This window comes from Streptomyces sp. SDT5-1 (genome assembly GCF_052245995.1).
Classification (GTDB): Bacteria; Actinomycetota; Actinomycetes; order Streptomycetales; family Streptomycetaceae; genus Streptomyces.
The window spans coordinates 7,870,428-7,894,908 of record NZ_CM125963.1; the positions used below are offsets into that span (position 1 = coordinate 7,870,428).

Sequence of the window (24,481 nt, forward strand, 5' to 3'; positions counted from 1 at the left end):
ATGTGCAGTACGGTGTGACGATGCCGTCGACCGTGACGGCGCGTCAAGGCTCTTGCATCCGGGCAACCGCGAATTAACGTCTACGGGCGGCACGTTGGGCCGCCGAGGCGGAGAGCTGGAGGGTGCTGTGGTGACGACCGGCAGCCGGCGAGCGCGCGACCGTGCGGTCCAGTCCGTCGACCGAGCGGTGTCGGTCCTGCAGATCCTGGCCGTGCGCGGACCGTGCGGCGTGACGGAGATCGCCGGGCTGCTCGGCGTGCACAAGACGACCGTGTTCCGGCTGCTGGTGACCCTGGAGGGGCGAGGGCTCGTCGAACAGGGCCCGACCCGCGGCCGGTACCGCATCGGCCACCCGATCACGGAACTCGCCGCGGCGGCCGCCAAGCACTCCGACCTGTTCCTGCTCAGCCGCCCCGTCTGCCAGGAGCTGGCGCAGGCCGCCGGTGACACGGTCAGCGTCTCCGTCCGCGAGGGCCGCGACGTCGTCACCGTCGGCCAGGTGGCGGGGGAGGCGTCCATCTCCAGCGTCGACTGGGTGGGGCGCCGCTGCCCGCTGCACGCCACCGCCGCGGGCAAGATCTTCCTCGCCCATCCGGCCCCCGACCGGTACGGGCGGCTGCCGGCGGAGCCGCCGCGCGGCAGGCGCCTGGAGCGGTACACCGCCCGCACCCTCACCCGTCAGGAGCACCTGGCCAAGGATCTCGCGGCGGTGCGGGAGCGCGGGTACGCCGTCTCGTTCGAGGAGTACGAGGTCGGCCTGGTCTCCCTCGCCGCGCCGGTCCGGGCCCTGGACGACACGGTCGTCGCCGCCGTCACGCTGGCCGGGCCCGCCTTCCGGATCCGCGAGGACACCGCGCCGGCCCTCGCCGCGCTCCTGGTGCAGGCCGCCGCGCGGATCTCCTGGCGGCGCGGACAGGTCAAGCGGGGCTGAGCCCGGCGGCCGGTGTGCGCGGGCGCTTCCTGGATAGGCTCCCCCGTATGAGCAGCAAAGGTCGCGCACGGGACACGTCGGTGCAGTCGGTGGACCGGGCGGTGTCGATCCTCCAGGTGCTGGCGGTCCAGGGGCCGTCAGGCGTCACGGAGATCGCCGACGCCCTCGGGATCCACAAGTCGACCGTGTTCCGGCTGCTGGCCACGCTGGAGGCGCGCGGCCTCGTCGAGCAGGACAGCGAGCGCGGCCGCTACCGCATCGGCTACACCGTGGTCGAGCTCGCGGGCGGCGCCACCAAGGGCAACGATCTGTCGCTGCTCAGCCGCCCCGTCTGCCAGGAACTGGCCGCCGCCGTCGGTGAGACGGTGAACGTGGCGGTCTACGACGGCGAGGCCGTCATCAGCATCGACCAGGTGCTCGGCAACGCGGCGATCACCAGCATCGACTGGGTCGGCAAGCGCACCCCGCTGCACGCCACGTCGGCGGGCAAGGTGTTCCTGGCCCACATGCCGCAGCCGGAGGCCGCCGAGATCCTCGAGCAGCCGCTGGAGGAGTACACCCCGCACACCATCACCGACGCGGCCCTGCTGAAGGAACAGCTCCAGACCGTACGGGAGTTGGGCTACGGGGCCATCAGTGAGGAGCTGGAGATCGGGCTCGCCTCGCTGTCCGCCCCCATCAGGGCGCTGAACGGCGAGGTCGTCGCCACCGTCACGGTCTCCGGGCCGACGTTCCGGATCAACGACCACACCATCCCCGGCCTCGCCGAACAGCTGGTCGCGGCGGGCGAGAAGATCTCCTGGCGCAAGGGGTACATCCGGCGCGGCTGACGGCCGGCCGACAGCGCCACGATTACGCAGCGGTAGGGGTTGACGACGCGCTCTCACGCGCCGCACATTTGTCTCGCATCGCGTTGATGTTTCGTATCGCGAAACGGCGGTCGCGGAACAACGGCGCCCACATCCGGGCCACAGAGCTTCCCTGCCTTCCTTGGAGCTGTCGTGCGCGCACCGAACACGAACCTGGACCCCCTGCTCCAGCCGTTCACGCTGAAGCACCTCACCCTGCGCAACCGAGTCGTCAGCACCTCCCACGAACCCGCCTTCGGCGAGGACGGACTCCCCAAGGACCGCTACCGCGCCTACCACTTGGAGAAGGCCCGCGGCGGCGTCGGCCTCACGATGATCGGCGGCTCCGCCGTCGTCTCACCCGACAGCCCGCCCTCGTTCGGCAATCTCCTCCTCTACCGCGACGACATCGTGCCGTGGCTGCGCCGCCTCGCCGACGACGTGCACGAGGCCGGCGCGGCCGTCATGTGCCAGGTCACCCACCTCGGGCGGCGTACCAGCAACTACACGGGGGACTGGCTGCCGGTCGTCGCCGCGTCCCCGCTGCGCGAACCCCAGCACCGCGCCTTCCCCAAGGCCGCCGAGCCCTGGGACCTGGACCGGATCGTCGCCGACTACGCCGCCGCGGCCGTGCGCTGCAAGGAAGGCGGCCTCGACGGCATCGAGCTGCAGTCCTACGGCCACTTCCTCGACGGCTTCCTGTCCCCGGCGACCAACCACCGCGACGACGAGTGGGGCGGCGACCTCGACCACCGGACGGCGTTCCCCCGCCGCGTCATCCACGCCGTCCGCGAAGCCGTCGGACCCGACTTCGTCGTCGGCATCCGCATGGCGCTCGACGAGGGCCGCGACGACGGGCTCACCTTCGCCGAAGGACTCGCCGCCGCCGAGCGGTTCGCCGCCGACGGCATCGACTTCGTCAGCGCCATCCACGGCACCATCGAGTCCGACGCCTCGCTCGCCCGCACCATCCCCTCGATGGGCACCCCGCTCGGCCCGTTCCTCGACTTCACCGGCGAGATCCGCCGCCGCCTCGACATCCCCGTCATGCACGCCGCCCGCATCGCCGACCCCGCCACCGCCCGGCACGCCCTGCGCGAAGGGCTCCTCGACCTCGTCGGCATGACCCGCGCGCAGATCGCGGACCCTCACCTCGTCGCCAAGATCGCCGCAGGGGACGAGGACCGCATCAGGCCCTGCGTCGGCGCGAGTTACTGCCTCGACGCCATCTACGACTCCGGTGACACCAAGTGCGTCCACAACCCGGCCACCGGACGCGAACTCCAGATCCCGCACACCATCCCCGCCGCAACGGGCCCGCGCCGCAGGGCCGTTGTCGTCGGCGGCGGCCCCGCGGGCCTGGAAGCCGCCCGCGTCCTCGGCGAACGCGGCCACGACGTCGTCCTGTTCGAGGCGGGCGACCAGGCGGGCGGACAGCTCCGGCTCGCCGCGCAGAACCCCCGCCGGGGCGACCTCCTCGGCATCGTCGACTGGCGCACCGCCGAATGCAAACACCTCGGCGTCGACCTGCGCCTCGGCACCTTCGCCGAGGCCGGCGACGTCCTCGCCGAACACCCCGACCTTGTGATCGTCGCCACCGGCGGCCTGCCCAACCGGACCTTCCTCACCGCGGGCGAAGCACTCGTCGCCGACACCTGGGACGTCATGTCCGGCTCCCTGCGCCCACGCCCCGACAGCAGGGTCCTCGTCTACGACGACCACGGCGGCTACCCGGCCATGGACGCCGCCGAACTCCTCGCCGGCCACGGCGCCCGCCTCGAGTACGTGACACCCGAGCGCACCCTCGCCCCCGACATCGGCAGCATGAACTCACCTGCCTACCTGCGGGCGTTCACCGAGCAGGACGTCACCGTCACCCTCGCCCGACGGCTGCGCTCCGTGCGCAGGGGCGACGACGGGCGGCTGGTGGCGACCCTGTTCAGCGAGTACACCGGCACCCAGACCGAACGCGTCGTCGACCACGTCGTCGTCGAGCACGGCACCCTCCCCAACGACGAGCTCTACACCGAGCTGCTGCCCGCCTCCCGCAACCACGGCGAGGTCGACCACCGGGCGCTCCTCGCCCGCGCCCCGCAGACCGTCGTCCGCAACGACGCGGGCCGCTACCAACTGTTCCGCATCGGTGACGCCGTCACCAGCCGCAACATCCACGCCGCCGTGTACGACGCGCTGCGCCTGTGCCTGCCCGTCTGACGAGCCTCGGAGTGACACCATGACCGTCCACGCCTCCGACACCGCCCCCGCCGACCTCGTCGCCCGCCGTGCCCCCGGCCACAGCCTCGAAGCCCCCTTCTACACCAGCGACACCTTCTTCCGGCTCGACATCGACGCCGTCTTCGCCCGCAGCTGGATCTTCGTCGCCGCCGAGGCCGAACTCCCCGAACCCGGCGACTACGTCACCGTCACCGTCGGCCCCTGGTCCGCCATCCTCGTCCGCGACGACGACGAACAAGTCCGCGCCTTCCACAACGTGTGCCGCCACCGCGGCACCCGCATCCTCAACGACCAGCGCGGCTCCGTCGGCAACATCGTCTGCGGCTACCACCACTGGACGTACGGCGTCGACGGCACCCTGCTGCACGCCGAGTCCCAGCCGCCCGACTTCGACCGCTCCTGCTTCGGCCTGCGCCCCGTCCACGTACGCACCGTCGCCGGCCTCGTGTTCCTGTCCCTCGCCGCCGAACCGCCCGCCGACTTCGACGAGTTCGCCGCCCGCGTCGAGCCCTACCTCGCACCGCACAACCTGGCGCGCGCCAAGGTGGCCCACCAGATCGACCTCGTCGAGCACGGCAACTGGAAACTCACCATGGAGAACAACCGGGAGTGCTACCACTGCTCAGGGCACCCCGAACTCCAGCGCTGCTACTTCCCGCTCTACAACTTCACCGAGGACACGGTGCCACCCGGCATGCGCGCCACCTACGAACGCTTCCTGAAGGCCGACGCCGAGGCCCGCGCCACGTACGAGTCCCTCGGCCTGCCGTACGAGACGATCGAGGACCTCGTCGACCGGCCCACCGGGTTCCGCATCCAGCGCGAACCCCTCGACCTCGCGGGGGAGTCCTTCACAGGCGACGGCAAGGCGGCCGTGCGCAGGCTGCTCGCCGACTTCCCGACCGCCCGGCTCGGCCACCTCGGCCTCCATCTCCAGCCCAACGCCTGGTTCCACTTCTCCGCCGACCACGCGGTGCTCTTCTCCGTGCTCCCCCTCGCCGCCGACCGCACCCTCGTCCGCACCACCTGGCTCGTGCACGCCGACGCCGAAGAGGGCGTCGACTACGACCCCGACACCCTCACCGGGGTCTGGGTCGCCACCAACGAACAGGACGCCGCGTTCGTCTCCCGGGCCCAGCGGGGCGTCGGCGACCCCGCGTACCGGCCGGGCCCCTACAGCCCGACCGAATCGCAGGTCGAGGACTTCGTCACCTGGTACGTCAACCGGCTGAAGGCACACCTGGAGGGGCCATGACGACAGCGACACTGACCGCGGCGGGCTCCCCGCCCGCCTGGGCCGACGGCCTGCTGGTGTGCCGGCGGGTCCACGACGTGACCCCGGACGTCCGTACTTTCGTGCTCGCCCCCACCGAACCCCGCCTCTTCCGCCACGACCCCGGCCAGTACCTCACCCTCTGCCTCGACATCGACGGCACCCCCGTCGAGCGCTGCTACACCATCTCCTCCGCGCCCACCCGCCCCGACCTCGCCACCATCACCGTCAAACGCGTCCCCGGCGGCCCGGTCTCCAACTGGCTGCACGACCACCTGACACCCGGCGACACGGTGTGGGCGCGCGGGCCCCTCGGCGGGTTCACCATCAACCAGCACCCGGCCGCCAAGTACCTCTTCCTCTCCGCGGGCAGCGGAGTGACACCCCTGATGTCGATGACCCGCACCCTGTACGACCTCGACCACCCCGTGGACGTCGTCTTCGTGCACAGCGCCCGCACCTACGACGACATCATCTTCCGCCGCGAACTCGACCTCATCGCCGCCACCGCCCCCGACTTCCGCGTCTGGCACCTCCTCGACGACCACGGCGAAGCGCTCGACGCGCGGCTGCTGCGGGAGACCGCCCCCGACTTCGCGGAGCGCGAGGTGTTCACGTGCGGACCCGCCGGCTACATGGCCGCCGTACGCGACATCCTCACGGCCGAGGGCTTCGACATGGCACACCACCACGAGGAGAGCTTCGCCTTCGAGACACCACGGCCCGCCGAACCCGGCCCCGTCACCGGCACCGGATTCAAGGTCCACCTCGCCCGCACCGGACGCACCATCGAGTGCGACGCCGACACCCCCGTCCTCGCGGCCGCCGCCCGCGAAGGCGTCACCCTGCCCGCTTCCTGCGCACAGGGCATGTGCGGCACCTGCAAGACGACCCTCCTGTCCGGCTCGGTCGACATGCGCCACGCCGGAGGCATCCGCCCCCGGGAGATCGCGGCCGACAAGATCCTGCTGTGCTGCTCGACACCGCTGGAGGACCTGGTGGTCGACGCGTAGGACAGGACCCCGCCCGCCGTGTCGGCGCCGCCACGGCGGGCGCGCCCTGTTTCATGGCCCCCATGCCCGGCACACCACCCGTCCACGACGACGCCCACACGAGCAGCGAAGAACGCTCACTCGACCAGAAGGGCGGCCCCGGACACACCCTCCTGATGGCGCTCGCCCTCGCGATCCCCGCCGTGAAGGTCGCCTACACCGTCGGCGGCGGCGAACCCGCGCGCGACGTGTTCGTCGGCATGGAGCTGTCCAACTGGCCCGACGTCCTCATCGGCATGCTGCTCACCGAACCCGCACTCGGCTCGGTGTTCGGCGTCGTCGTCTCCCGTGTCGTCTTCGCCCTGTTCGCCGCGCGCGGGTCCGTGCCCAAGGGCGGCGGGGCGGTGCACGCGGCGCGGCGCGTGGCGCTCACCCTCGTCAACCCGGTCGCCGTCGGGATCATCGCCGTCTGCTTCTACGGGCCCTGGTGGGGGCTCGGCACCGGGGTCGTGGCGTACGTGCTGCGGCTCGGCGTGGTCAGCGGGAACCGCGGCGAGCGGCTGCTGTCGCTGCTGCTCACCGTCGTCGTGCTGCCGCTGCTCGCCTTCGGCTCCGCGCTCGACGGCAAGGCGTGGACGTCGGTCCTCGAATGCCAGGTCCAGGAGGGCGCGGAGGCCACGTCGCAGCGCGTCATCGAACTGGGGCGCAAGGGCAACGGTGTCGTCGGCTGGAGCCTGGACACCGAGGAGGTCGTCAACGGCGCCGGATGCGTGGACACCGGCAGCCTGCGGGTGCGCGACGCCTGGTGGTGACGGCGCCGCGCACCCGACCCGTCAGGCCCTGCCCGCCCCGTTCGGCTGCGGGGTGTCGGCCACCGGCGCCGGCTGGTCCGCCGCGAGGTGGTCGTGCGTGGCGTCCGGGTCGGTCAGACGGTTCAGGCGGGCCGGTACATCGAGGCCGACCAGAAGGACGACGATGATCGTGCCCGCGAAGGTGAGCACCGCCAGGGCCCGGCCGAGCGGCATCCCGGAGGCCAGCTGCGCGCCGAGCACCGGGGCGACGGCGCCGCCCAGCGCGCCCACGTTGTACGTGAAGCCGAGCGCGGCCGCCCGGTTCTCCGTCGGGAAGTGGCCGCCGATGTAGCGCGGCAGCAGCCCCGAGATGCCGAAGCTGAGGCCCTGGAGCACGAAGAGGAGCGCGCCGAGCAGGAGCAGGTTGTCCTTGACCGCGAACACCGGGAACACGAACACCATCGAGGCGATCAGCGTGAACGCGTACGCCTTCTTCGTGCCGATCCAGTCACCCACGAACCCGGCGAGCCAGCAGCCCGCCATCGTGCCGAACCCGGCGAAGAACATCGCGTTGCTGACCTGGCCGGGCGAGTACCCGAGGTCCGTCTTGAGGTACGTCGGCAGCAGCGCCTGGATGGGCCAGGTGTAGAGGAACGCGAAGAACACCGTCACGGTCATCGCCACGTACAGCGTCCAGTTGCGGCGCCCGCCCATCTGCGCGGCGAGGGCGACGAGGCCGACACCGGCGACGACGGAGAGCACCGGCACGTACCCGGCGCCGAGCGGGGTGAAGACGGCGAAGAGGCAGATCGTCGCGGCGACCGTGAGCACGAGGTTCACCGTCGCGCGGGCCGGCGTCGCGAACAGCGGACAGAACGGGTTGGGCTTCGTCGTCCGCCGCTCGACCGTCTCGCTCCACTCGGCGGCCTCGGGCAGCGCCCTGCGCAGCCACAGCGCGACCACGATCGGGACGATCCCGATGTAGAACATCCACCGCCAGCCGAGCGCCGGCACCACCCACTTGTAGACCTCGGCAGCCAGCACCGAGCCCACCGAGAACCCGGAGATCAGGAAGCCGCTCGCCCGGTTGCGCAGCCGCGCCGGCCAGCTCTCCATCGCGTACGTGGCACTGGCGCTGTACTCGCCCGCCATCCCCATGCCGATGGCGAGCCGGGCCACGAACAGGCTCGTGTAGTCCCAGGCGAAACCGCAGGCGAAGGTGCCGAGGGAGTACAGCAGGATGCTGACCACCATCGACAGCTTGCGGCCGTACCGGTCGCCGAGCGCGCCGAGCACGGCTCCGCCGATCCACCGGGTGATGAACGCGGCGGACACCAGGCTGGCGCCCTCCACCGTGCTCAGGCCGAAGTCGTCACTGATCTCCGTGAGGACGAGGGTGATCAGGACGAAGTCGAATCCGTCCAGGACATAGCCGACCCAGGCGGCGAAGAACGACTTCCACTGGGTACCGGTCACCTCTCGGTACCAGGGACGTGTGTCGTGGGGTGATGTGCGCACGATGTCTCCATGATGTCGGACCGCCTCGGCATTGAGCACGGGCCGCGGGCGGTGGCGTGTCAGCGCTGTGCGAGTCCTGCGACGAATTGGCCGGTCAGAGCGGTGGGGGCGGTGATGGCCGTGCCGACGACGACGCTGTGGGCGCCGCGTGCGAGTGCCTGCGCGGCTTCGTGCGGGGTACGGATGCGGCCCTCGGCGACCACCGGGACGTCGAGCGCGGCGGCGAGCGCGGCCACGAGGTCGAGGTCGGGGCCCTCCTGCCGGGGCGAGCCCGGCGCGTAGCCGGACAGAGTGGTGGACACGAGGTCGGCGCCCTCGGCGACGGCGGCGACACCTTCGTCGTACGTCGCCACGTCGGCCATGACGAGGGCGCCCGCCGCGTGCACGGCCTCGGCTGCCGCGGCGAAGGTGCTGCCGTCGGGGCGCGGGCGGTCGGTGGCGTCGATCGCGACGACGTCGGCGCCCGCTTCGGCGATCGCCACGGCGTGCCGGACGGTCGGTGTGATGTAGACGCCGGTGTCGCCGTCCTTCCAGAGCCCGATGAGGGGCAGGTCGACGGCGGCGCGGATCGCGGCCACCACCTCCGGCTCGTTCGTGCGGATGGCGGCGGCGCCACCGGCGGCGGCGGACCGTGCGAGGCGGACGAGGGTGCCGGTCTCGCGCATCGGGTCGCCGGGCGGGGCCTGGCAGGACACGATGAGCCGGCCGGCGAGCGCGTCGGCGAGGGCGGTGGGGGAGGGAGCGTTAGGGGGCATCAGTGTGTCTGCTTCTGGTGGAGGGCGGCGGAGTGGGTTCGGGGGTGGTGGAGGGGTGCGGTCGTGGCGAGGGCGGCGGCGCCGAGCACCGCCGCGTCCGCGCCGTGGCGGGGGAGCGCAGGTCTCAAGTGCCGCAGCGGTGCCATGAGTTCGGCGGCGAAGGCGCGGTCGAGGGCGTCCCGGTACAGGGGGCCGATGCGCGGCACACCGCCCGCGACCACGACCCGGTCGGGGCCGAGCGCGTTGGCGAGGCCGCCGAGCGCGCGGCCCATCGCGGTCGCGCCGAGCGTGATGGCGCGGACGGCGTGGTCGTCCCCGGCCGCCGCGCGCTCCGCGACCGTCTGCAAGCGGTCGACGCGGACGTCCGCAAGGCGTTCGTACAGGGCCGTGATGCCGGGCCCCGACGCGACGGCCTCCAGGTGACCGCGCGCGCCGCAGGTGCACGGCAACCCGGCGGCCTCCGGGCTCGGCAGGTGCCCGAGGTGTCCCGCGACGCCCCCGGCTCCGCGCAGCATCCGGCCGTCGGCGGCCACGGCGCCGCCGACCCCCGTGCCGACGGCGACGAACAGCAGCGTCGACTCCGCGTCGAGGGCCGCGAGTTCGGGTCCCGCGGTCGCCCGCACGTCGTTGTCGCAGGCGACCGGGAGGCCCGTGCGCTCGGCGAGTCCCGCGCCGAGCGCGGTGCCCGCCCAGCCGCGGATCGTGTCGGTCGACGCCGTCACCGTGCCCGTACGCGGGTCGACGACACCGGCCGCCGCGACGCCCACCGCGTGCGCGCCCCGGTCGACGGCCCGCGCGGCACCGGCGAGCGCGTCGAGGACCGCGACGGCGCCGTCGGCGGCCGGGGTCGGCACCGTGTGCCGGTCGAGCACGGAGCCGTCCGCGCCCACCAGAGCGGCGTCGATCTTGGTGCCGCCGAGGTCGAGCCCGACGACGGGGCCCGGCGCGGTGCTCATCGGACCGGCGCGAGCCCGGCGGCCCGCAGGCGCGCGGCGATGGCCTCGACGGAGGCGTCGCTCAGCGGGATCTGCGGGAACGCGGTGGCGCCGTCGTCGATCACGCCGAGCAGCCGCAGCGCGCCCTTGAAGGACCCGAGCGCCGACGAGCTGCGCCCCATGTCCTCCTCGGGACCCACGTCGACGATGCCGAAGAGCTCGACGAGGCGCTCCTGCTCCTTCGCCGCGAGCTCCCAGTCACCGGCGCGCGCGGCCTCGTAGAGACGGACGTACGCGGCGGGGTCCACGTTCCCGATGCCGGGCACGACGCCGTCCACGCCCGCCAACAGGGCGGCGTCCACGGTGAGTTCGGATCCGGTGAGCACGCTGAAGTCGGGCGCGGGCCCGTTCCTGCGGCCGCTCCTGCCGCCCAGTTCGACGATGAGCCGCCGCAGGCCGCCCTCGTCTCCACTGCTGTCCTTGACGCCCGCCAGCGTGCCGTCCTGCGCCAGCTCCCGCAGCAGCGCGGCCGACAGCTTGCTGTGCACCGACACCGGCAGGTCGTACGCGAACAGCGGCAGATCGACGGCCTCACGGATCCGCCGGAAGTGCCGGGCGATCTCCAGTGGGTGGGTGCGCGTGTAGAACGGCGCGGTGGCCACGAGCCCGTCGGCGCCCAGCTCGGCGGCGCGCGCCGCGTGGTCGAGGACGCGCGGCGTCGTGGTGTCGATGACACCGGCGAGGACCGGCACCCGGCCCGCCGCCGCGCGCACCACCGTCTCCAGGACCGTGGCGCGCCGCGCGTCCGTGAGGTAGGCGACCTCGCTCGTCGACCCCAGCGCGAACAGGCCGTGCACGCCGCCGTCGACGAGGTGCTCCACGAGGCGCGTCAGGGAGGCGGTGTCGACCTCGCCGTGCGCGTCGAGCGGCGTGCAGACGGGCGGGACGACCCCGCGAAGAGGGCTGGTGAGAGGCATGGCGGTGCTCCAGTGCTGCTGCGGAGACGCGGTCGGGACCGACCACGAGGTAAGACGTAAGATGTCTTACGTCAGGCGTCACCATAGACTCAGCTGGGCGCCACAGGTCAAGAGCGGCGTCGGTCACACCTGGAACCCACGCCGGGAAGCGACACAGGGAAGCAGCACCGGGCCCGCGACGGCCCGGCCGATCGGAAGGAGGCGTCGGTGGCCCGCTCCACGCTGACCGCGGACGTGCAGGAACGCATCAAGCAGCTGATCCTGGAGCGCGGTCTCGTGCCGGGCAGTCCGCTGCCTCCGGAGGGCGAGCTCGCGGAGCTGTTCGACGTCAGCCGCGTCTCGCTGCGCGAGGCGCTGAAGGCCCTTCAGGCGCTGCACGTCATCGAGATCCGGCGCGGCTCCGGCACCTTCGTGGGCTCCCTGTCCCTCGACCCGTTCGTCAAGGGCCTCGCGTTCCGGGCGGCGGTCAGGCACCGCAACGGCGAGCCGAGCCTGTACGAACTCATGCGGGTGCGCGAGGCGTTGGAGGCGGGCCTGATCGAGAGCGTCGCGGCGACCGTGCCCGCCGAGGACCTCGACGTGCTCCGCGGCATCGTCGAGGACATGGAGAAGGAGGCCGAGACGGGGCGGGTCGCGCGCGCCACGGACCGCGCCTTCCACGTGGCGCTCTACCGCTCCCTCGACAACTACCTGCTCAGCGAGGTGCTCGACGCGTTCTGGGCGGCCATGGACCAGGTCCGCGACGACGTCGGCGACAGCCACCAGGTGGGCGCCGTCACCGCCGCCAACCACCGGGCGATCGTCGACGCCCTCGCGGCGGGGGACGGCCCTGGTGCGGCGGCGGCGATGCGGACGCACTTCGACGGCATCCGCGAACGCCTGGCGCCGACGGGCTGAAAAGCCGACGGGCCGAAAGCGGGGGTGCGCGTCAGTCGCGGGCGCCGGACCCCGTGTCGTACCGGCCCCGCAGCTCCTCCCAGAAGCCGAGGCCGACCGAGTCGAACAGGTCCCGCACCGGCAACTGCCCGGCGGTGTCCAGGTCACCGGCCGCCGCGCCGGCGAGAGCGGCGCGCATCGCGGTCGCCGCGGCGCCGACGTTGAGCAGCGGCATGATCGTCAGCGCGTACCCGGCCTCGCGCAGCAGGTCGAGGTCCGCCGCCGGTGTCCTGCCGCCCGGGACGAGGTTGAACAGTGCGGGTGCCGCCACCTCGGACGGCACCCGCCGCACCTCGTCGACGCTCTGCGGCGCCTCGACGAACACCATGTCGGCGCCCGCCTCCACGTACCGGTTGACGCGGCGCAGGGCCTCGTCGAAGCCGTGCGTGGCGCGGGCGTCGGTGCGCGCGACGATGACGGTGCCGGGGTCGCGGCGCGCCTCGGCCGCCGCCTCGATCTTCGCGGTGAACTCCTCGGCGTCGACCACCCGCTTGGCGTCGAGGTGCCCGCACCGCTTGGGGAACTCCTGGTCCTCCAGCTGGATCGCGGCGACGCCCGCGTCCTCGTAGAGCCGCACGGTCCTGTACGTGTGCGTGGCGTCGCCGAACCCGGTGTCCGCGTCGGCGATCAGCGGAACGTCCAACAGGCCCGCCAGCAGCCCGGCCTGACGCACCATCTCGCTCTGCGTGGCCAGGCCGATGTCCGGCAGCCCGTGCGCGGCGGCCACCGCGGCGCCCGACATGTACGCGGCGCGGAATCCGGCGCCCGCCGTCAGCGACGCCGAAAGGCCGTCGTACACGCCCGGCGCGAGCGTCGCGGAGCGCTCCCGCAGGATCTCCCGCAGCCGGTTCCGGGTGTCCGTCATGAGCCTGCCTCCATCGCGTAGGGGTCCCGGTCGAGATCATTTCTCATGCGGGGGAGAGGCGATACCCGTCGTCGTGGGAGACCACGCGCCCTGCGGTGGGCGGGGCGAAGTGGGTGCCCAGGAGCAGGGTGTCCGTGCCCGCGAGCGAGCCGAGCAGCGCACGGCGCGTGGCCTCCGCGCGGTCCGGGTCGATGTCCACGCAGGCGCCGACGGACGGGTGGGCGAGCTGCACCGGATGGTGGACGCAGTCGCCGGTGACGAGCGCCGTACGGCCCCGGCTCGTCAGCTCGACCGCCACATGGCCGGGTGTGTGTCCCGGAGTGGGGATCAGTCGCACGCCGGGGGCGACGTCGACCCCCTCCGCGGGCACGTCGACGAGATCGAGCAGCCCCGCCTCCTCCACCGGGACCACGGAGTCCCGGAACATCTGCGCCCGCGCCTCGTCCATGTCGTACGAGGCCCAGAACTCGCGCTCGACGCGTGAGGTCAGGTAGCGGGCGCGGGGGAAGGTGGGAACCCAACTGCCGTCCACCTCGCGGGTGTTCCAGCCGACGTGGTCCGCGTGCAGATGGGTCAGGATCACCAGGTCGACGGATTCCGGCGGGAAACCGGCGGCGGCGAGGGTGCGCGGGTAGTCGGTGTCGAGGCGGTGCCAGGCGGGGTTGGCGCGCTCCTTGCCGTTGCCGATCCCGGTGTCGACGAGGACGCGCAGCCCGTCGACGGCGAACGCGAAGGTGTGGCTGTCGAGGCGGAGCGTGCCGTCGGGGTCGGCGAAGTCGGGGTGCAGCCAGCCCTGTCCGGCGACGAGGTCCGGGGTGGCGCCGGGCAGCAGCCACGGTCCGGTGGCGGGTGGTAGCGGTGTCTCGTCGACGCGGTGGACGGTGATGTCGCCGACGGTCCAGGAGGGGACGGCTGTGGTGGTCATGGGTGACTTCCTTCCGGGTGACGGCGGAGCTAAAAGCAATCTGTTTGCGTTAGTGGACGGTACGAGCTACGGTCCACTAACGCAAATGTTTAGCTTTTGAAGGGTGGAGGGGCAGTCCATGTCCATGTCCGAAGAGGAGCGGCAGGCCGCCGTCGAAGCCACCGCCGAGCACATCCGCTCCGTCGTCGCGGTCCTGCGGGAGCTGGACTTCGGTGACACGCCGCCCGCGGTCTCGTACCGGGCACAGCCGCTTTCGCTCGAGGAGGAGAAGTCCGTTGCGGCCGTATGAGTTGTCCCTGAGCGAGGCCGCCCGCGCGCTGGCGGACCGGCGGCTGTCGCCCGTCGAGCTCGTGGAATCCGTCCTGGAGCGCGTCGAGGTGGTGGAGCCCACTCTCGGCGCCTACGTCACCGTCACCGCCGACCGCGCCCGCGCCGAGGCGCGGGCCGCCGAGCGCGAGATCGCGGCCGGCCGGTACCGGGGGCCGCTGCACGGCATCCCCGTGGGGCTCAAGGACCTGATCGACGTCAAGGGGCTGCCGACGACGGCGAGTTCGCGGGTGCGGGCCGGACACCGGGCCGCGGCCGACAGCGCCGCCTCCGAGAAATTGGCGCGGGCCGGTGCCGTGCTGCTGGGCAAGACGCACACCCACGAGTTCGCGTACGGCCTGACCACACCGCAGACCCGCAACGCCCGGGACCCGCGCCGGGTCGCGGGCGGCTCCAGCGGGGGCTCGGCGGTCGCCGTCGCGTCCGGCGCGGCCGTCTTCGCCCTCGGCACCGACACCGGCGGCTCGATCCGCGTACCCGCCGCCCTCAACGGAGTCGTGGGCCTGAAGCCGACCTACGGCCTGGTGTCCCGGCGCGGTGTCGCCTCCCTGTCCTGGTCCCTCGACCACGTCGGCCCGATGACCCGCACCGTGGAGGACGCGGCGCTCGTCCTGGGCGCGCTCGTCGGCCACGACCCGCACGACCCGGCCTCGCTGGACGCCCCCGTCGTGGACTACCGGCCGGACGGCACCACCGACCTCGCGGGCCTGCGCGTCGGCGTGCCGCGCACCTACTACTTCGATCGTGTGCAGCCCGAGGTGGAGGCCGAAGTCCGGCGCGCCATCGGCCAGTTGCAGCGGCTCGGCGCCCGGCTCGTCGAGGTCGACATCCCCATGACCCGGTACGTGCAGGCCGTGCAGTGGGGCCTGATGGTCCCCGAGGTGACCGCGAACCACGAGGACACCCTGCGGACATCCGCCGCACTGTACGAGGACGACGTCCGCACCCTCCTCGAAGCCGGGGAGCGGATGCCCGCCGGTGACCATCTGCGGGCTCAGCGGGCCAGGACCCTGATGCGCGCGGAGTGGGACCGGCTGCTGCGGACGGTCGACGTGATCGCGGCCCCCGCCGTCCCCGCGACCGCCGTCGAGGCCGGCCGGGACGCGATCACCTGGGCCGACGGCACGGTCGAGGCCGTCTCCGACGCGTACGTACGGCTGTCGGCGCCCGCCAACATCACCGGCATCCCCGCCCTGACCCTTCCGGTCGGCCACGACACGGACGGACTGCCCATCGGCATGCAACTGCTCGGCCGCCCCCTCGACGAGCGCACCCTCCTGCGCGTCGGCCACGCCTACGAGCGCGCCGTGCCGCAGCGGCCGAGGATCGCGGACCCGCAGGGCGCCACGGAGGCACGCTAGACGCAATGCATTCGCTTTAGCATGGCCCCCATGAGCAGGCAGATGGTACGTCCCGGCGGGCGCAGCGCACGGGTCCAGGCGGCGGTCCACGAGGCCGTCCGCGAACTCGCGGCGGAGGTCGGCCGGGACGCCGTGACCGTGCCCATGGTGGCCCAGCGCGCGGGCGTCACCCCGTCGACGATCTACCGGCGCTGGGGCGACCTCCAGGCGCTGCTGTCCGACGTGGCGGTCGAGCGGCTGCGGCCCGACACGCAGCCAGCGGACCACGGGACGCTGCCCGCCGACCTCACCGCCTGGGCCGAGCAGTTCCTCGACGAGATGGCCTCGCCCGCGGGCCGCGCCTACATCCGCGACGCCCTGCTCGGCGACCCCGACGGCACCAACGCAGGCCAGTGCTCCGCCTACGCCGCCGAACAGATCGACGTCGTCCTCGACCGCGCACGGCGGCGCGACGAGCGGGTGCCCGAGGTCGAGACGGTCGTCGACCGCGTCGTCGCACCCCTCATGTACCGCATCCTCTTCCGCCCCGCCGGCCTCGACGCCGCGTACGCCCGCCGCCTCGTGACGGAGACGCTGGCGGCCACCGCCTGAGCGGCCACCGCCGGAACCATGCTGGAGAACGGCGCACACGGCATCTGCGTCGACGCCGGACACACCAGCCGTCGCCCCCTTCAGGTGCCGTCCGGCGCCCGCACCGTCCGGCCCACCTCGGCGCGCAGCTTGACGAACTCCGGCAGTCCGCGCGTCGCGATCTGGTCGCGCCGCGCGGGCAGCCTGACCGGAAGGTCGAGCGCGATCCCGGAGTCGGGGCCCCGGGAGAGGACGACCACGCGGTCACCCACGTAGACGCTCTCGTCGATGTCGTGCGTGACGAACACGGTCGTGGTGCCCTCGGAGCGGTGCACGTCCAGGAGCAGGTCCTCCAGGTCCTCGCGGGTCTGCGCGTCCAGGGAACCGAACGGCTCGTCCATGAGTAGCAGCGAAGGCCGCACCACCAGCGCGCGGGCGATGGCGACCCGCTGCTGCATGCCGCCGGACAGCTGCCACGGGTGCCGCCGGGCCGCCTCCCCGAGGCCGACGCGCTCCAGGATCCGCTCGGCGGACGCCCGCCGCTCCGCCCGCTTCAGGCCCTGGCGGCGCAGCGGCAGCGCCACGTTGTCCCGCACCGAGAGCCAGGGCAGGAGCGAGCGCCCGTAGTCCTGGAAGACGATCGCGAGCCTGTCGGGCACCCCGGTGACCGGTGTGTCGTCGACCGTGACGGTGCCTTCCTGTACGGGGAGCAGACCCGCGATGGTGCGCAGCAGTGTCGACTTCCCGCAGCCCGAAGGGCCCACCACGCACAGGAGTTGGCCGTCGGGCACGGTCAGGGAGACGTCGTGCAGGACGCGGTGTTCGCCGTACGACTGGCTGACGGAGCTGAGACGCAGCATGCCGGCCCTTCACCTCGCCCACGGTTCGTAGAGCGTGCCGTCGGTGCCCGCGACCTTCAGGTGCAGCAGATGCGGCCCGTCCTCATCGCCGAGCCCCGACACCGCCCGGTCGAGGGCCTTGCCGAGGTCGTCCGGCCGCTCCGCGCGGTCGGCGGGGCAGCCGAAGGAGGCGGCGAGCCCGGCGAAGTCGATGCCGCCGATGTCCGTGCCGGGCACCGGGTCGATGTCGATCCGGCGGCCGAGCGCGCGCACCGCGCCGTAGCCGCCGTTGTCGAGCACGACGAAGGTGACAGGCGCCCGGTGTCTCACCGCCGTCCACAGCGCCTGAACCGAGTACATCGCCGAACCGTCCCCCAGGACGCACACCACGCGCCGCCGGTCCGCGAGTGCGCGGCCGACCGCGAGCGGCAGGCCCCAGCCGAGGGCGCCGCTGCCGGTGGTGAGGAAACCGCCCGAGCGGTCGACCGGCACGCGCGCGTGCAGGACGTCGCGGTGGCTGGGGGCCTCCTCGACGAGCATCCGGTCGCGGGGCAGACGCCGGTGCAGCTCGTCGAGGACCAGCTCGGGCGTGAGCCGGTCCGCGGCGGTCACCGGTTCGGGACGCACGCGGGGCGGCGGCGGTTCGCGCCCCGACTCGCGGACCACGGCCGCGAGTTGGGTGAGTGCGGGGCGCAGTGTCGTGACCAGGCTCGTGCCCGTCGGCAGCCAGGCCGCCTGCGCCGGGTCGGGGTCCAGGTGGAAGAGCTCGGTGCCGGGCGCGAGAGGTGGTGCGTCGTCCGGGACGTGGTACGTGAAGACCGGCGTCCCGAGCGCGACCACCACGTCGTACGGGGCGAGGCGCGACGCCAGCTGGCCCGCCACCGGCGGCAGGAAGCCCTGGAACAGCGGGTGCGACTCGGGGAACCCCGAGCGGCCGGACAGCGGGCTGATCCACACGCCCGCCCTGACGCGTTCGGCCAGTGCGAGCACCTGTGGCAGCGCCGACTCGTCGTCCACGCCGGGGCCGACGACGAGTGCCGGGCGGGCGCAGGCGTCGAGGCGGGCGGCGAGCGCGGCGAGCGCCTCCGGGCTCGCCGTGAAGTCGGCCCGCACCGCGCGGTGTTGGACGGGCTCGGCCTCCGCGTCCCAGTCGTCCTCCGGCACCGACACGAACACCGGGCCGCGCGGATGCGTCATCGCGACGCGGTGCGCTTCGGCGAGCACCGCGGGCACGTCGGCCGCGCGCTCGGGCTGGCGGCTCAACTTGACGTACGGGCGCGGGAATCGGGTCGGCTCGTCGACGCCGAGGAAGGGGCGCAGCTGGATCAGGGAGCGCGCCTGTTGCCCCGCCACGATCACCAGCGGCACCCGGTCCCGGTAGGCGTTGAAGACGGCGCCGAGCGCGTTGCCGACGCCGCCCGCCGAGTGCAGGCTCACGAACGCCGCGCGGCCCGTGCCCAGGGCGTGCCCCGCGGCCATGCCGACGGCCGCCGCCTCCTGCAACCCCAGGACGTACTCGAAGTCGTCCGGCCAGTCGCGGAACATGCGTAGCTCCGTGGAGCCCGGATTGCCGAACACCGTCGTCATCCCGGTGTCGCGCAGCAGCCCGACGGTCGCCTCCCGCACGGTCGTTGTCGTCATGCCGTCCTCCCCGCGCCGAGCACGCGTCTCTCGATGGCCAGCAAACCGGTGTTGAGCAGATACCCCAGGGCCCCGAGCAGCGCGAGCGCCGACCACACCGTGAGCAGGTCCGAGCGGGACTGGGCGTCGGTGAGGACGAAACCGATGCCGTTCTCCGTGCCCGGCAGCAGCTCCGAGAACACCATCAGGATCAGCGCGAGAGACAGGCTCAGCCGCAGCCCCGCGAAGATGCGCGGCAGAGCCGACGGCACGATGACGTACCCGAGCCGCTCGACCGGCGTCAGCCGCAGCGCCGCGGCCACCTCGAGACGCACCGGATCCACGTTCCGCGCGCCCTCCGCCGTGTTCACGAGCACCGGCCACACGGCGCTGAACACGATCGACGTGATCTGCATCGGCGTACCGAAGTCGAGCACCACGACGAACACCGGTACCAGCGCGGGCGGTGGCACGGCCCGCGCGAACTGGAGCACCGGATCGCACAGCGCGTACACCCGCCGTGAGCGCCCGATCGCCACGCCGAGCACGATCCCCGCGAGGGCCGCGAGCGCGAACCCCGCCGCCATCCGTCCCAGGCTCGGACCGATCGTGTCGAACGCCGCGTCGGTGAGGAACGCGTGGCGGACAGGGCCCGAGAACCACAGGTCGTACGCGTGCCGTGCGATCCGCGACGGCGGCGGGAAGAACACGCTGCCGTGCGCGCGGGCCGCCACCTCCCACAGCGCGATCGCGACGACGAGGACCGGCCACCGCAGCAGCCCGCCCACCCGGGGGCTCGCCACCACCGGCGGCCGACGTGTCCGCGGCACCGTCCGTGTCACGCCCGCACCGCACGCCGCTCGGGCGTCCACGGGAAGAGGCGCCGCTCGCCCCACACCAGTACGCCGTTGACGAGCAGGCCGATGGTGCCCGCCCACACCACGCCCGCCAGCACGTCGCGGGCGCCGTCGGTGGCCAGTTGGGCCTGCGCGATGAAGATGCCGAGGCCCTCGCCGAACCCGGACAGCAGCTCCGTGGCGACGGCCACGATCAGCGCGACAGCCGCCGAGATCCGGATCCCGGCGGCGATGAACGGCGCCGCGCCGACCAGTTCCACGCGCAGCAGCACCGCCGCCCTGCCGAACCCGAAGGCGCGCAGCGTGTCCTTGGCCAGCGGCTCGCTCTCGCCGAGCCCGTACATCGTGTTGAACAGGATCGGCCACACCGACGCGTACGTGACGAGCGCGACCTCCGTCCGCGTCCCCGTGCCGAGGAGGAGTGACACCAACGGGATCAGGGCCACGGACGGCAGCGGGCGCAGGAACTCCACGATCGCGCGCACCGCCGCGTCCACCACCGGCACGCTCCCGAGCAGCAGCCCGGCCGGTACCGCGATCGCGCAGGCGAGCGCGAGCCCCAGCGCCCAGGCGCGCAGCGTGGCGCCCACCCCGTCGAGGAACACCGGGTCGCCCGCGAGCTCGACGGCGCGGGCGAGGACGTCCGATGCGGGCGGCAGGTACGTGCTGCGCATGAGCCCCGCGCGGGACACCGCCTCGCACACCCCGAACGCGAGCAGCACGCCGACGACGCCGAGCACGGCGTCCCGGCGGCGGTCGCGCCCGCTCACTTGACGACGAGCGTCGCGGGGTCGACGTCCTTCTTCAACAGCCCCTGCTTCCGCATGAGTTCGACGAGCCGCTGCAACTGCTCGGGCTCGGTCGTCGGCGGGTACGCGGGCAGCCCCATCGACTCGGCCTGCGCCGGCTTGACCTTCGTGTACGTCGGCAGCACCTTGCGCACCGCGGCGGGATCCTCGTCCGCGATCTTCGAGGCGGCCTCGATGGCGCGCTGGAACTTCGCGGCGGTGTCGGGGTGCTGCTTCGCGTACCGGGCGGTGGTGACGTACCCGCTGATGGGCATCGACTCGACGGGGCTCGCGCCGCCGTCGACGAGGACCCGCGCCTTCAGTTCGTCCTGGATCGCGCTGTCGAACGGCTCGACGGCGTGCACGGCGTCGACCTGCCCCTTCTCCAGGGCGGCCCCCATCTGCGGGAACGCGATCTGCCGGTAGGCGGGCGGTCCCGCGCCCCGCTTCTCCAGGATGGCGTCTAGCGTCAGTGTCTGGATGTTGTTGAGGATGTTGACGGCGACCTTCTTGCCCTTCAGGTCGGCCGCCTTTTTGAGGGGCGAGTCCTTCGGCACCAGCACGTCCATCATGTGCGGCGCCGTCCGCACGCCCTCCGCGAGGATGCGGACGTCGAGCGTGCCCTTCTCCTGGGCCTGGAGGAAGGTCACGTAGTTCGCGCTCGCGATGACGTCGACCTGCCCCTTGGAGAGCGCGGGCAGCGCCTGGATGCTCTGCTGCACGGGCTGGATGCGGACATCCAGCCCCTCCTTCTTGAACAGGCCGCGGTCGCGGGCGATGTAGAGCGCCGCGGAGTCCGTCAACGGCAGGGCGGCTACGGTCACTTGAGAGTCGTCGCCGCCATCGCCTGAGCCGTCGTTCGTGTCGGACCCGCCGCAGGACGAGACCAGGAGGGCGAGCACCGTCACGGCCACCGCCGCCGTCCCGCCCGTACGCTTCCTCACCTGACGTAACGTCACCATCCCTGCTTAGCAGGCGTACGGCGATGATCGCCAGGGGGCACCGGGGCGCGACGGCGGCGTCAGTCCTGATCCCGCCGCAGCAGCAGGTTCATCGCCGTCAGGGTGAGCACCGCGTCCCCGTCCTGGTTGAGGAGCTCGACGTCGGTGTGGACCAGGCCCCGGTCGGGCTTGGAGCGCGAGGGGCGGGCCGAGCGGACCGTGGCGCGCAGCGAGAGGCTGTCGCCCGGCCGCACAGGGCGCGGCCAGCGCAGTTCGTCGATGCCGGGCGACGCCAGGCTCGCGACCTTGCTGACGTAGTGGTCCGCGTACAGCCGCATCATCACCGACGCGGTGTGCCAGCCACTGGCGATGAGCCCGCCGAAGGGGCCCGCGGCGGCCGCCTCCGGATCGGTGTGGATGGCCTGCGGATCGAACTCCCCGGCGAACCGGAGAATGTCCTGTTCCGTGACGACGATGCTGCCGTACGCGTACGTGGCGCCGGGCACGTAGTCCTCGAAGTACCGCTTCTCGACGGGGGTGTCGAAGTCGGGGCCGAGGGCGGAGGTCGATGCGGTGGTCATCGCGGCACGCTAGCGGACGCCGCCTCTCCGGGCGAGGGCTACCCGGGACCGTACTCATGAGGTCGACCACCACGCCAGTGGATCAACGCCGAACCCCCTGAAACCAACTGCTCGGCGTCGTCGAGCCCGGCCCGGCGCAGGAACTCGGTCAGGTCGTGGTCGTCGTGGGCGAGGCCGAGGATCACGCCGGCGACCGCGACCCGGCGTCCTCCGGCGGGCGACGGTCGGTGCACGACTATCTCAGGCGCCATGCGTCCACCGTGCCGCCGCGCCCTCCGCTTCGCGAACTGGGACGCCCCTCACTCGCGCCCCCGCGCCCGCCGACGCAGCTCGGCCTTCTCGGCGGGGGTGAGGCGCTCACCCGCCAGCACCCTCGACAGATGCAACAGGCGGCGCCGCAGCGCGGTACGGCCGGGCCGCTCCGCAAGCTGCCGATACGTCGCGTCCCACTCCCGCTGCGTCTCCACCAGGTCCTCAGTGATCGTGTTCCGCATACCCTTGATTAGATCGCGTGTTCGATTTCCCGCGCAAGCCGACGCGCGGATGCCCGCCGTCGCCGCGCCGGGGTTGGGTGGGTGCCGCTCGTCGGCCGGCTGCTTGCTCGGGTGTCAGTGGAACCAGACGGTGAGCCGTACGTTCTCCGCTCCGTGGACCTCGCTGAGCGCGGCCATCACCCGCCAGACCCGGTCCCAGTCGGTGTCCGGTCCGGCGGCCGCGGCTCGGCTGCGGGTGCCGGAGGCGTTGGTCTCCTGCCAGTCGGTGGCTTCGAGTTCGGCCCAGGTCAGCCAGGTGGTGCCGTGTGTGTCGTCCGGACCGCCGAATGCGGTGAATGCGGCACGCAGGCCCGGCGACGCGTCGTCGGGGAAACCGCGGCGCTCGGCCACCGGCCGGAAGCCGAAGGTGTTGCGGATCCCGAAGAGGCAGGCCAGGCCGTCGTAGGCGTTGCCCTGGTGGACCAGGAACAGGTCGATGCCGGCTTCCCACACGGAGTCCTCGTCCTCGGGCCCCCACAGCCGGGCGCCCGGTCGGCACTCGATCATTCCGCTCACGTCGGTCGACATGGCGGCGATCCTGCCCGTGGCGGTCGGGCGGTGCCTGTGATTTTTGTTCGTGGCTCCCCGCACGGGGACGCCTGCCGGTGCGCATGAGGCGGGAGAGAGGTAGAGAGGAGGAATGTCGCAAGGTCTCGACGGGCGTGCCGGGGGATCCGGGCGGGCGGGTGGTGCGTTGATCGCCATACCGGTCGCGTGGATCGTCGTCGTGTCCGTGGTCGACGTGCTTGCGCCACCGCACATACACCTGGGGCCGCTGCTGGTCGCGGCTCCCGCGATCACGCCGTCGTTCGGTGGACCGCGCGCCGTGGGGTTCGTGGCCGCGCTCGCGGTGATCGCGCAGACCGTCATAGGCGTGCTGCGCGATCCGGAGCAGTTGCTCTCGGCCAATCACCAGGCGCAGATCCTCGCGCTGATCGTCGTCGGCACCTGTCTGGTCGTCTTCTGCGTGTTGCGTGAGCGGCGCGCCAAGGAGCTGGAGCAGGTGCGGTACGTGTCCGAGGCCGCGCAGCGGGTGGTGCTGCCGCCGCTGCCGAGGCGGCTCGGGCCGCTGCGGACCGCGTCGCTGTATCTCGCCGCGGAGGCCGAGGCGCAGATCGGCGGGGACCTGTACGCCGCGGCGCGTACCAGTTCCGGTACCCGGATCATCGTCGGCGACGTACGGGGCAAGGGGATGACGGCGGTGAGCGACGCCGCTCTGCTCGTCGGGGCGTTCCGCGTCGCGGCCCATCGGCAGGCGAGTCTGGACGAGCTGGTGGCGTATCTGGATCGTTGCGTGTCGTGGGATTCCACAGGGGCGGGCGAGGCGGGTGGCTACGGGGAGACCTTCATCACCGCCACCGTTCTGGAGATCCCGGACCGGGGCGGGCGTGTCCGGATGGTGTCCTGCGGGCATCCGCCGCCGGTCGTCCTGCGCGACGGCCGGCCGACGGTGATCAGCGCGGCCCACCCGGCCCCGCCGCTCGGCCTCGGTGAACTGGGGGAGCGGCGCTACCGCGTCGAGGGCTTCCCGTTCGAGCCCGGTGACCTCATGCTGCTCTACACGGACGGTGTCACCGAGGCCCGCGACCCCGACGGCACCTTCTACCCGCTCACCGAACGCATCACCGGCTGGACCGACAACAGCTGCGACGCCTTCCTCGGCCGTTTCCGCCGCGACCTGATGCGCCACGTCGGAGGCCACCTGGACGACGACGCCGTGATGATCGTCCTGGAGCGCCCCGCCGCTTCCCGCTAGCCGTCGGGGAGGGGCCCGCAGAAAAGAACGTCGCCTCCCGGACCCGTGCCGGCCGCCCGGCCCAGAGATCTCCGACGACGGCGCCGGGCCGGGCGGGCGCCCCGGCGGCGACCGACAGCAGGTCCACCCCGTCCTTGACGGTCGACCGCCGGGCACCCGCCGCGCGGGGCGCACCCACCGAGTACCACCCGAGCCCCGGCGTCGACCGCCCGGTGGGCCACGCTCCGCACAGCCCGCCGTTCGAACCGCCCCCGGACGATCCCGTAGGGCGACGACAGTGATCCACTGACGTCACCATCACCACCTTCAAGCCGCAGGCACCCCGCG

At 72.8% G+C, this 24,481-nt stretch carries 26 protein-coding genes; 11 read left to right on the forward strand and 15 right to left on the reverse strand.

Features of this window, described 5'->3' with window-relative positions; translation table 11 throughout:
- Positions 1 to 130: 130 nt before the first annotated feature.
- From ACTWJ8_RS36260 to ACTWJ8_RS36285, 6 genes are all read left to right on the forward strand, one after another.
- The gene (locus ACTWJ8_RS36260; protein WP_443261726.1) at positions 131 to 931 is read left to right on the forward strand and encodes an IclR family transcriptional regulator; all 801 of its coding nucleotides are present in this window, start codon (positions 131 to 133) and stop codon (positions 929 to 931) included.
- 47 nt (positions 932 to 978) lie between these two features.
- Positions 979 to 1,761: an IclR family transcriptional regulator gene (locus ACTWJ8_RS36265; protein ID WP_443261727.1), complete on the forward strand. Its 783-nt coding sequence runs from the start codon at positions 979 to 981 to the stop codon at positions 1,759 to 1,761.
- Positions 1,762 to 1,932: 171 nt separating this feature from the next.
- Positions 1,933 to 3,993 (forward strand): oxidoreductase, encoded by a 2,061-nt coding sequence (locus tag ACTWJ8_RS36270; protein WP_443261728.1) that lies wholly within the window; start codon positions 1,933 to 1,935, stop codon positions 3,991 to 3,993.
- Between the two features lie 19 nt (positions 3,994 to 4,012).
- Positions 4,013 to 5,269 (forward strand): aromatic ring-hydroxylating oxygenase subunit alpha, encoded by a 1,257-nt coding sequence (locus ACTWJ8_RS36275; protein WP_443261729.1) that lies wholly within the window; start codon positions 4,013 to 4,015, stop codon positions 5,267 to 5,269.
- Positions 5,266 to 6,300, forward strand: a complete 1,035-nt coding sequence (locus ACTWJ8_RS36280; RefSeq protein WP_443261730.1) for a 2Fe-2S iron-sulfur cluster-binding protein — start codon at positions 5,266 to 5,268, stop codon at positions 6,298 to 6,300. The genes ACTWJ8_RS36275 and ACTWJ8_RS36280 overlap by 4 nt, the downstream gene beginning before the upstream one ends.
- A 62-nt stretch (positions 6,301 to 6,362) precedes the next feature.
- Positions 6,363 to 7,091: a hypothetical protein gene (locus ACTWJ8_RS36285; protein ID WP_443261731.1), complete on the forward strand. Its 729-nt coding sequence runs from the start codon at positions 6,363 to 6,365 to the stop codon at positions 7,089 to 7,091.
- A gap of 21 nt (positions 7,092 to 7,112) precedes the next feature.
- Here the strand turns inward: ACTWJ8_RS36285 and ACTWJ8_RS36290 are convergent, their stop codons facing one another.
- Genes ACTWJ8_RS36290 through ACTWJ8_RS36305 form a run of 4 tightly spaced genes read right to left on the reverse strand, consistent with a single transcriptional unit; the run spans position 7,113 to position 11,255 of the window.
- Entirely contained in the window at positions 7,113 to 8,588 is a 1,476-nt protein-coding gene (locus tag ACTWJ8_RS36290; protein WP_443261732.1) for a sialate:H+ symport family MFS transporter, read from the reverse strand.
- A 59-nt stretch (positions 8,589 to 8,647) separates the two neighbouring features.
- Complete coding sequence (locus ACTWJ8_RS36295; RefSeq protein WP_443261733.1) at positions 8,648 to 9,343, reverse strand: N-acetylmannosamine-6-phosphate 2-epimerase; 696 nt, start codon at positions 9,341 to 9,343, stop codon at positions 8,648 to 8,650.
- Positions 9,343 to 10,299, reverse strand: a complete 957-nt coding sequence (locus tag ACTWJ8_RS36300; RefSeq protein WP_443261734.1) for an ROK family protein — start codon at positions 10,297 to 10,299, stop codon at positions 9,343 to 9,345. Before ACTWJ8_RS36300 ends, ACTWJ8_RS36295 begins: the two co-directional genes overlap by 1 nt.
- Positions 10,296 to 11,255: a dihydrodipicolinate synthase family protein gene (locus ACTWJ8_RS36305; protein WP_443261735.1), complete on the reverse strand. Its 960-nt coding sequence runs from the start codon at positions 11,253 to 11,255 to the stop codon at positions 10,296 to 10,298. The genes ACTWJ8_RS36300 and ACTWJ8_RS36305 overlap by 4 nt, the downstream gene beginning before the upstream one ends.
- A gap of 207 nt (positions 11,256 to 11,462) precedes the next feature.
- Here ACTWJ8_RS36305 and ACTWJ8_RS36310 point away from each other — a divergent pair, with 207 nt between their 5' ends.
- Positions 11,463 to 12,152, forward strand: a complete 690-nt coding sequence (locus tag ACTWJ8_RS36310; protein ID WP_443261736.1) for a FadR/GntR family transcriptional regulator — start codon at positions 11,463 to 11,465, stop codon at positions 12,150 to 12,152.
- A 31-nt stretch (positions 12,153 to 12,183) separates the two neighbouring features.
- Here ACTWJ8_RS36310 and ACTWJ8_RS36315 read toward each other — a convergent pair whose 3' ends face one another.
- Both ACTWJ8_RS36315 and ACTWJ8_RS36320 read right to left on the reverse strand, forming a co-directional pair.
- Complete coding sequence (locus ACTWJ8_RS36315) at positions 12,184 to 13,056, reverse strand: isocitrate lyase/PEP mutase family protein (protein ID WP_443261737.1); 873 nt, start codon at positions 13,054 to 13,056, stop codon at positions 12,184 to 12,186.
- A 43-nt stretch (positions 13,057 to 13,099) separates the two neighbouring features.
- Positions 13,100 to 13,981 carry an MBL fold metallo-hydrolase gene (locus ACTWJ8_RS36320; RefSeq protein WP_443261738.1) on the reverse strand — a complete coding sequence of 294 codons (882 nt, stop codon included), beginning with the start codon at positions 13,979 to 13,981 and terminating at the stop codon, positions 13,100 to 13,102.
- A gap of 118 nt (positions 13,982 to 14,099) precedes the next feature.
- On the opposite strand from ACTWJ8_RS36320, the gene ACTWJ8_RS36325 reads away from it, so the two are divergent.
- From ACTWJ8_RS36325 to ACTWJ8_RS36335, 3 genes are read left to right on the forward strand one after another with little or no spacing between them, the layout of a single operon-like run.
- On the forward strand, positions 14,100 to 14,270 hold the full coding sequence (locus ACTWJ8_RS36325) for a hypothetical protein (RefSeq protein WP_443261739.1): 171 nt from the start codon (positions 14,100 to 14,102) through the stop codon (positions 14,268 to 14,270).
- Entirely contained in the window at positions 14,257 to 15,669 is a 1,413-nt protein-coding gene (locus tag ACTWJ8_RS36330; protein WP_443261740.1) for an amidase, read from the forward strand. Before ACTWJ8_RS36325 ends, ACTWJ8_RS36330 begins: the two co-directional genes overlap by 14 nt.
- A 30-nt stretch (positions 15,670 to 15,699) precedes the next feature.
- Positions 15,700 to 16,260 carry a TetR/AcrR family transcriptional regulator gene (locus tag ACTWJ8_RS36335; RefSeq protein WP_443261741.1) on the forward strand — a complete coding sequence of 187 codons (561 nt, stop codon included), beginning with the start codon at positions 15,700 to 15,702 and terminating at the stop codon, positions 16,258 to 16,260.
- Between the two features lie 80 nt (positions 16,261 to 16,340).
- Here the strand turns inward: ACTWJ8_RS36335 and ACTWJ8_RS36340 are convergent, their stop codons facing one another.
- From ACTWJ8_RS36340 to ACTWJ8_RS36380, 9 genes are all read right to left on the reverse strand, one after another.
- Positions 16,341 to 17,099, reverse strand: a complete 759-nt coding sequence (locus ACTWJ8_RS36340) for an ABC transporter ATP-binding protein (RefSeq protein WP_356372952.1) — start codon at positions 17,097 to 17,099, stop codon at positions 16,341 to 16,343.
- A gap of 9 nt (positions 17,100 to 17,108) precedes the next feature.
- Positions 17,109 to 18,719, reverse strand: coding sequence for a benzoylformate decarboxylase (gene mdlC / locus ACTWJ8_RS36345; protein WP_443261742.1), 1,611 nt, complete (start codon positions 18,717 to 18,719; stop codon positions 17,109 to 17,111).
- Positions 18,716 to 19,540 (reverse strand): ABC transporter permease, encoded by an 825-nt coding sequence (locus tag ACTWJ8_RS36350; protein ID WP_443261743.1) that lies wholly within the window; start codon positions 19,538 to 19,540, stop codon positions 18,716 to 18,718. The genes mdlC and ACTWJ8_RS36350 overlap by 4 nt, the downstream gene beginning before the upstream one ends.
- Positions 19,537 to 20,325, reverse strand: coding sequence for an ABC transporter permease (locus tag ACTWJ8_RS36355; RefSeq protein WP_443261744.1), 789 nt, complete (start codon positions 20,323 to 20,325; stop codon positions 19,537 to 19,539). Before ACTWJ8_RS36355 ends, ACTWJ8_RS36350 begins: the two co-directional genes overlap by 4 nt.
- Positions 20,322 to 21,287, reverse strand: a complete 966-nt coding sequence (locus tag ACTWJ8_RS36360; protein WP_443261745.1) for an ABC transporter substrate-binding protein — start codon at positions 21,285 to 21,287, stop codon at positions 20,322 to 20,324. The genes ACTWJ8_RS36355 and ACTWJ8_RS36360 overlap by 4 nt, the downstream gene beginning before the upstream one ends.
- A gap of 77 nt (positions 21,288 to 21,364) precedes the next feature.
- The gene (locus tag ACTWJ8_RS36365; protein ID WP_443261747.1) at positions 21,365 to 21,865 is read right to left on the reverse strand and encodes a MaoC family dehydratase; all 501 of its coding nucleotides are present in this window, start codon (positions 21,863 to 21,865) and stop codon (positions 21,365 to 21,367) included.
- 38 nt (positions 21,866 to 21,903) lie between these two features.
- Positions 21,904 to 22,116, reverse strand: coding sequence for a hypothetical protein (locus ACTWJ8_RS36370; protein WP_443261748.1), 213 nt, complete (start codon positions 22,114 to 22,116; stop codon positions 21,904 to 21,906).
- Positions 22,117 to 22,164: 48 nt separating this feature from the next.
- Positions 22,165 to 22,359, reverse strand: coding sequence for a hypothetical protein (locus ACTWJ8_RS36375; protein ID WP_356372942.1), 195 nt, complete (start codon positions 22,357 to 22,359; stop codon positions 22,165 to 22,167).
- Positions 22,360 to 22,473: 114 nt separating this feature from the next.
- Positions 22,474 to 22,926, reverse strand: a complete 453-nt coding sequence (locus ACTWJ8_RS36380; RefSeq protein ID WP_443261749.1) for a hypothetical protein — start codon at positions 22,924 to 22,926, stop codon at positions 22,474 to 22,476.
- Between the two features lie 112 nt (positions 22,927 to 23,038).
- Between ACTWJ8_RS36380 and ACTWJ8_RS36385 the strand changes: the two genes are divergently transcribed.
- The gene (locus tag ACTWJ8_RS36385) at positions 23,039 to 24,154 is read left to right on the forward strand and encodes a PP2C family protein-serine/threonine phosphatase (RefSeq protein ID WP_443261750.1); all 1,116 of its coding nucleotides are present in this window, start codon (positions 23,039 to 23,041) and stop codon (positions 24,152 to 24,154) included.
- Positions 24,155 to 24,481 lie beyond the last annotated feature (327 nt).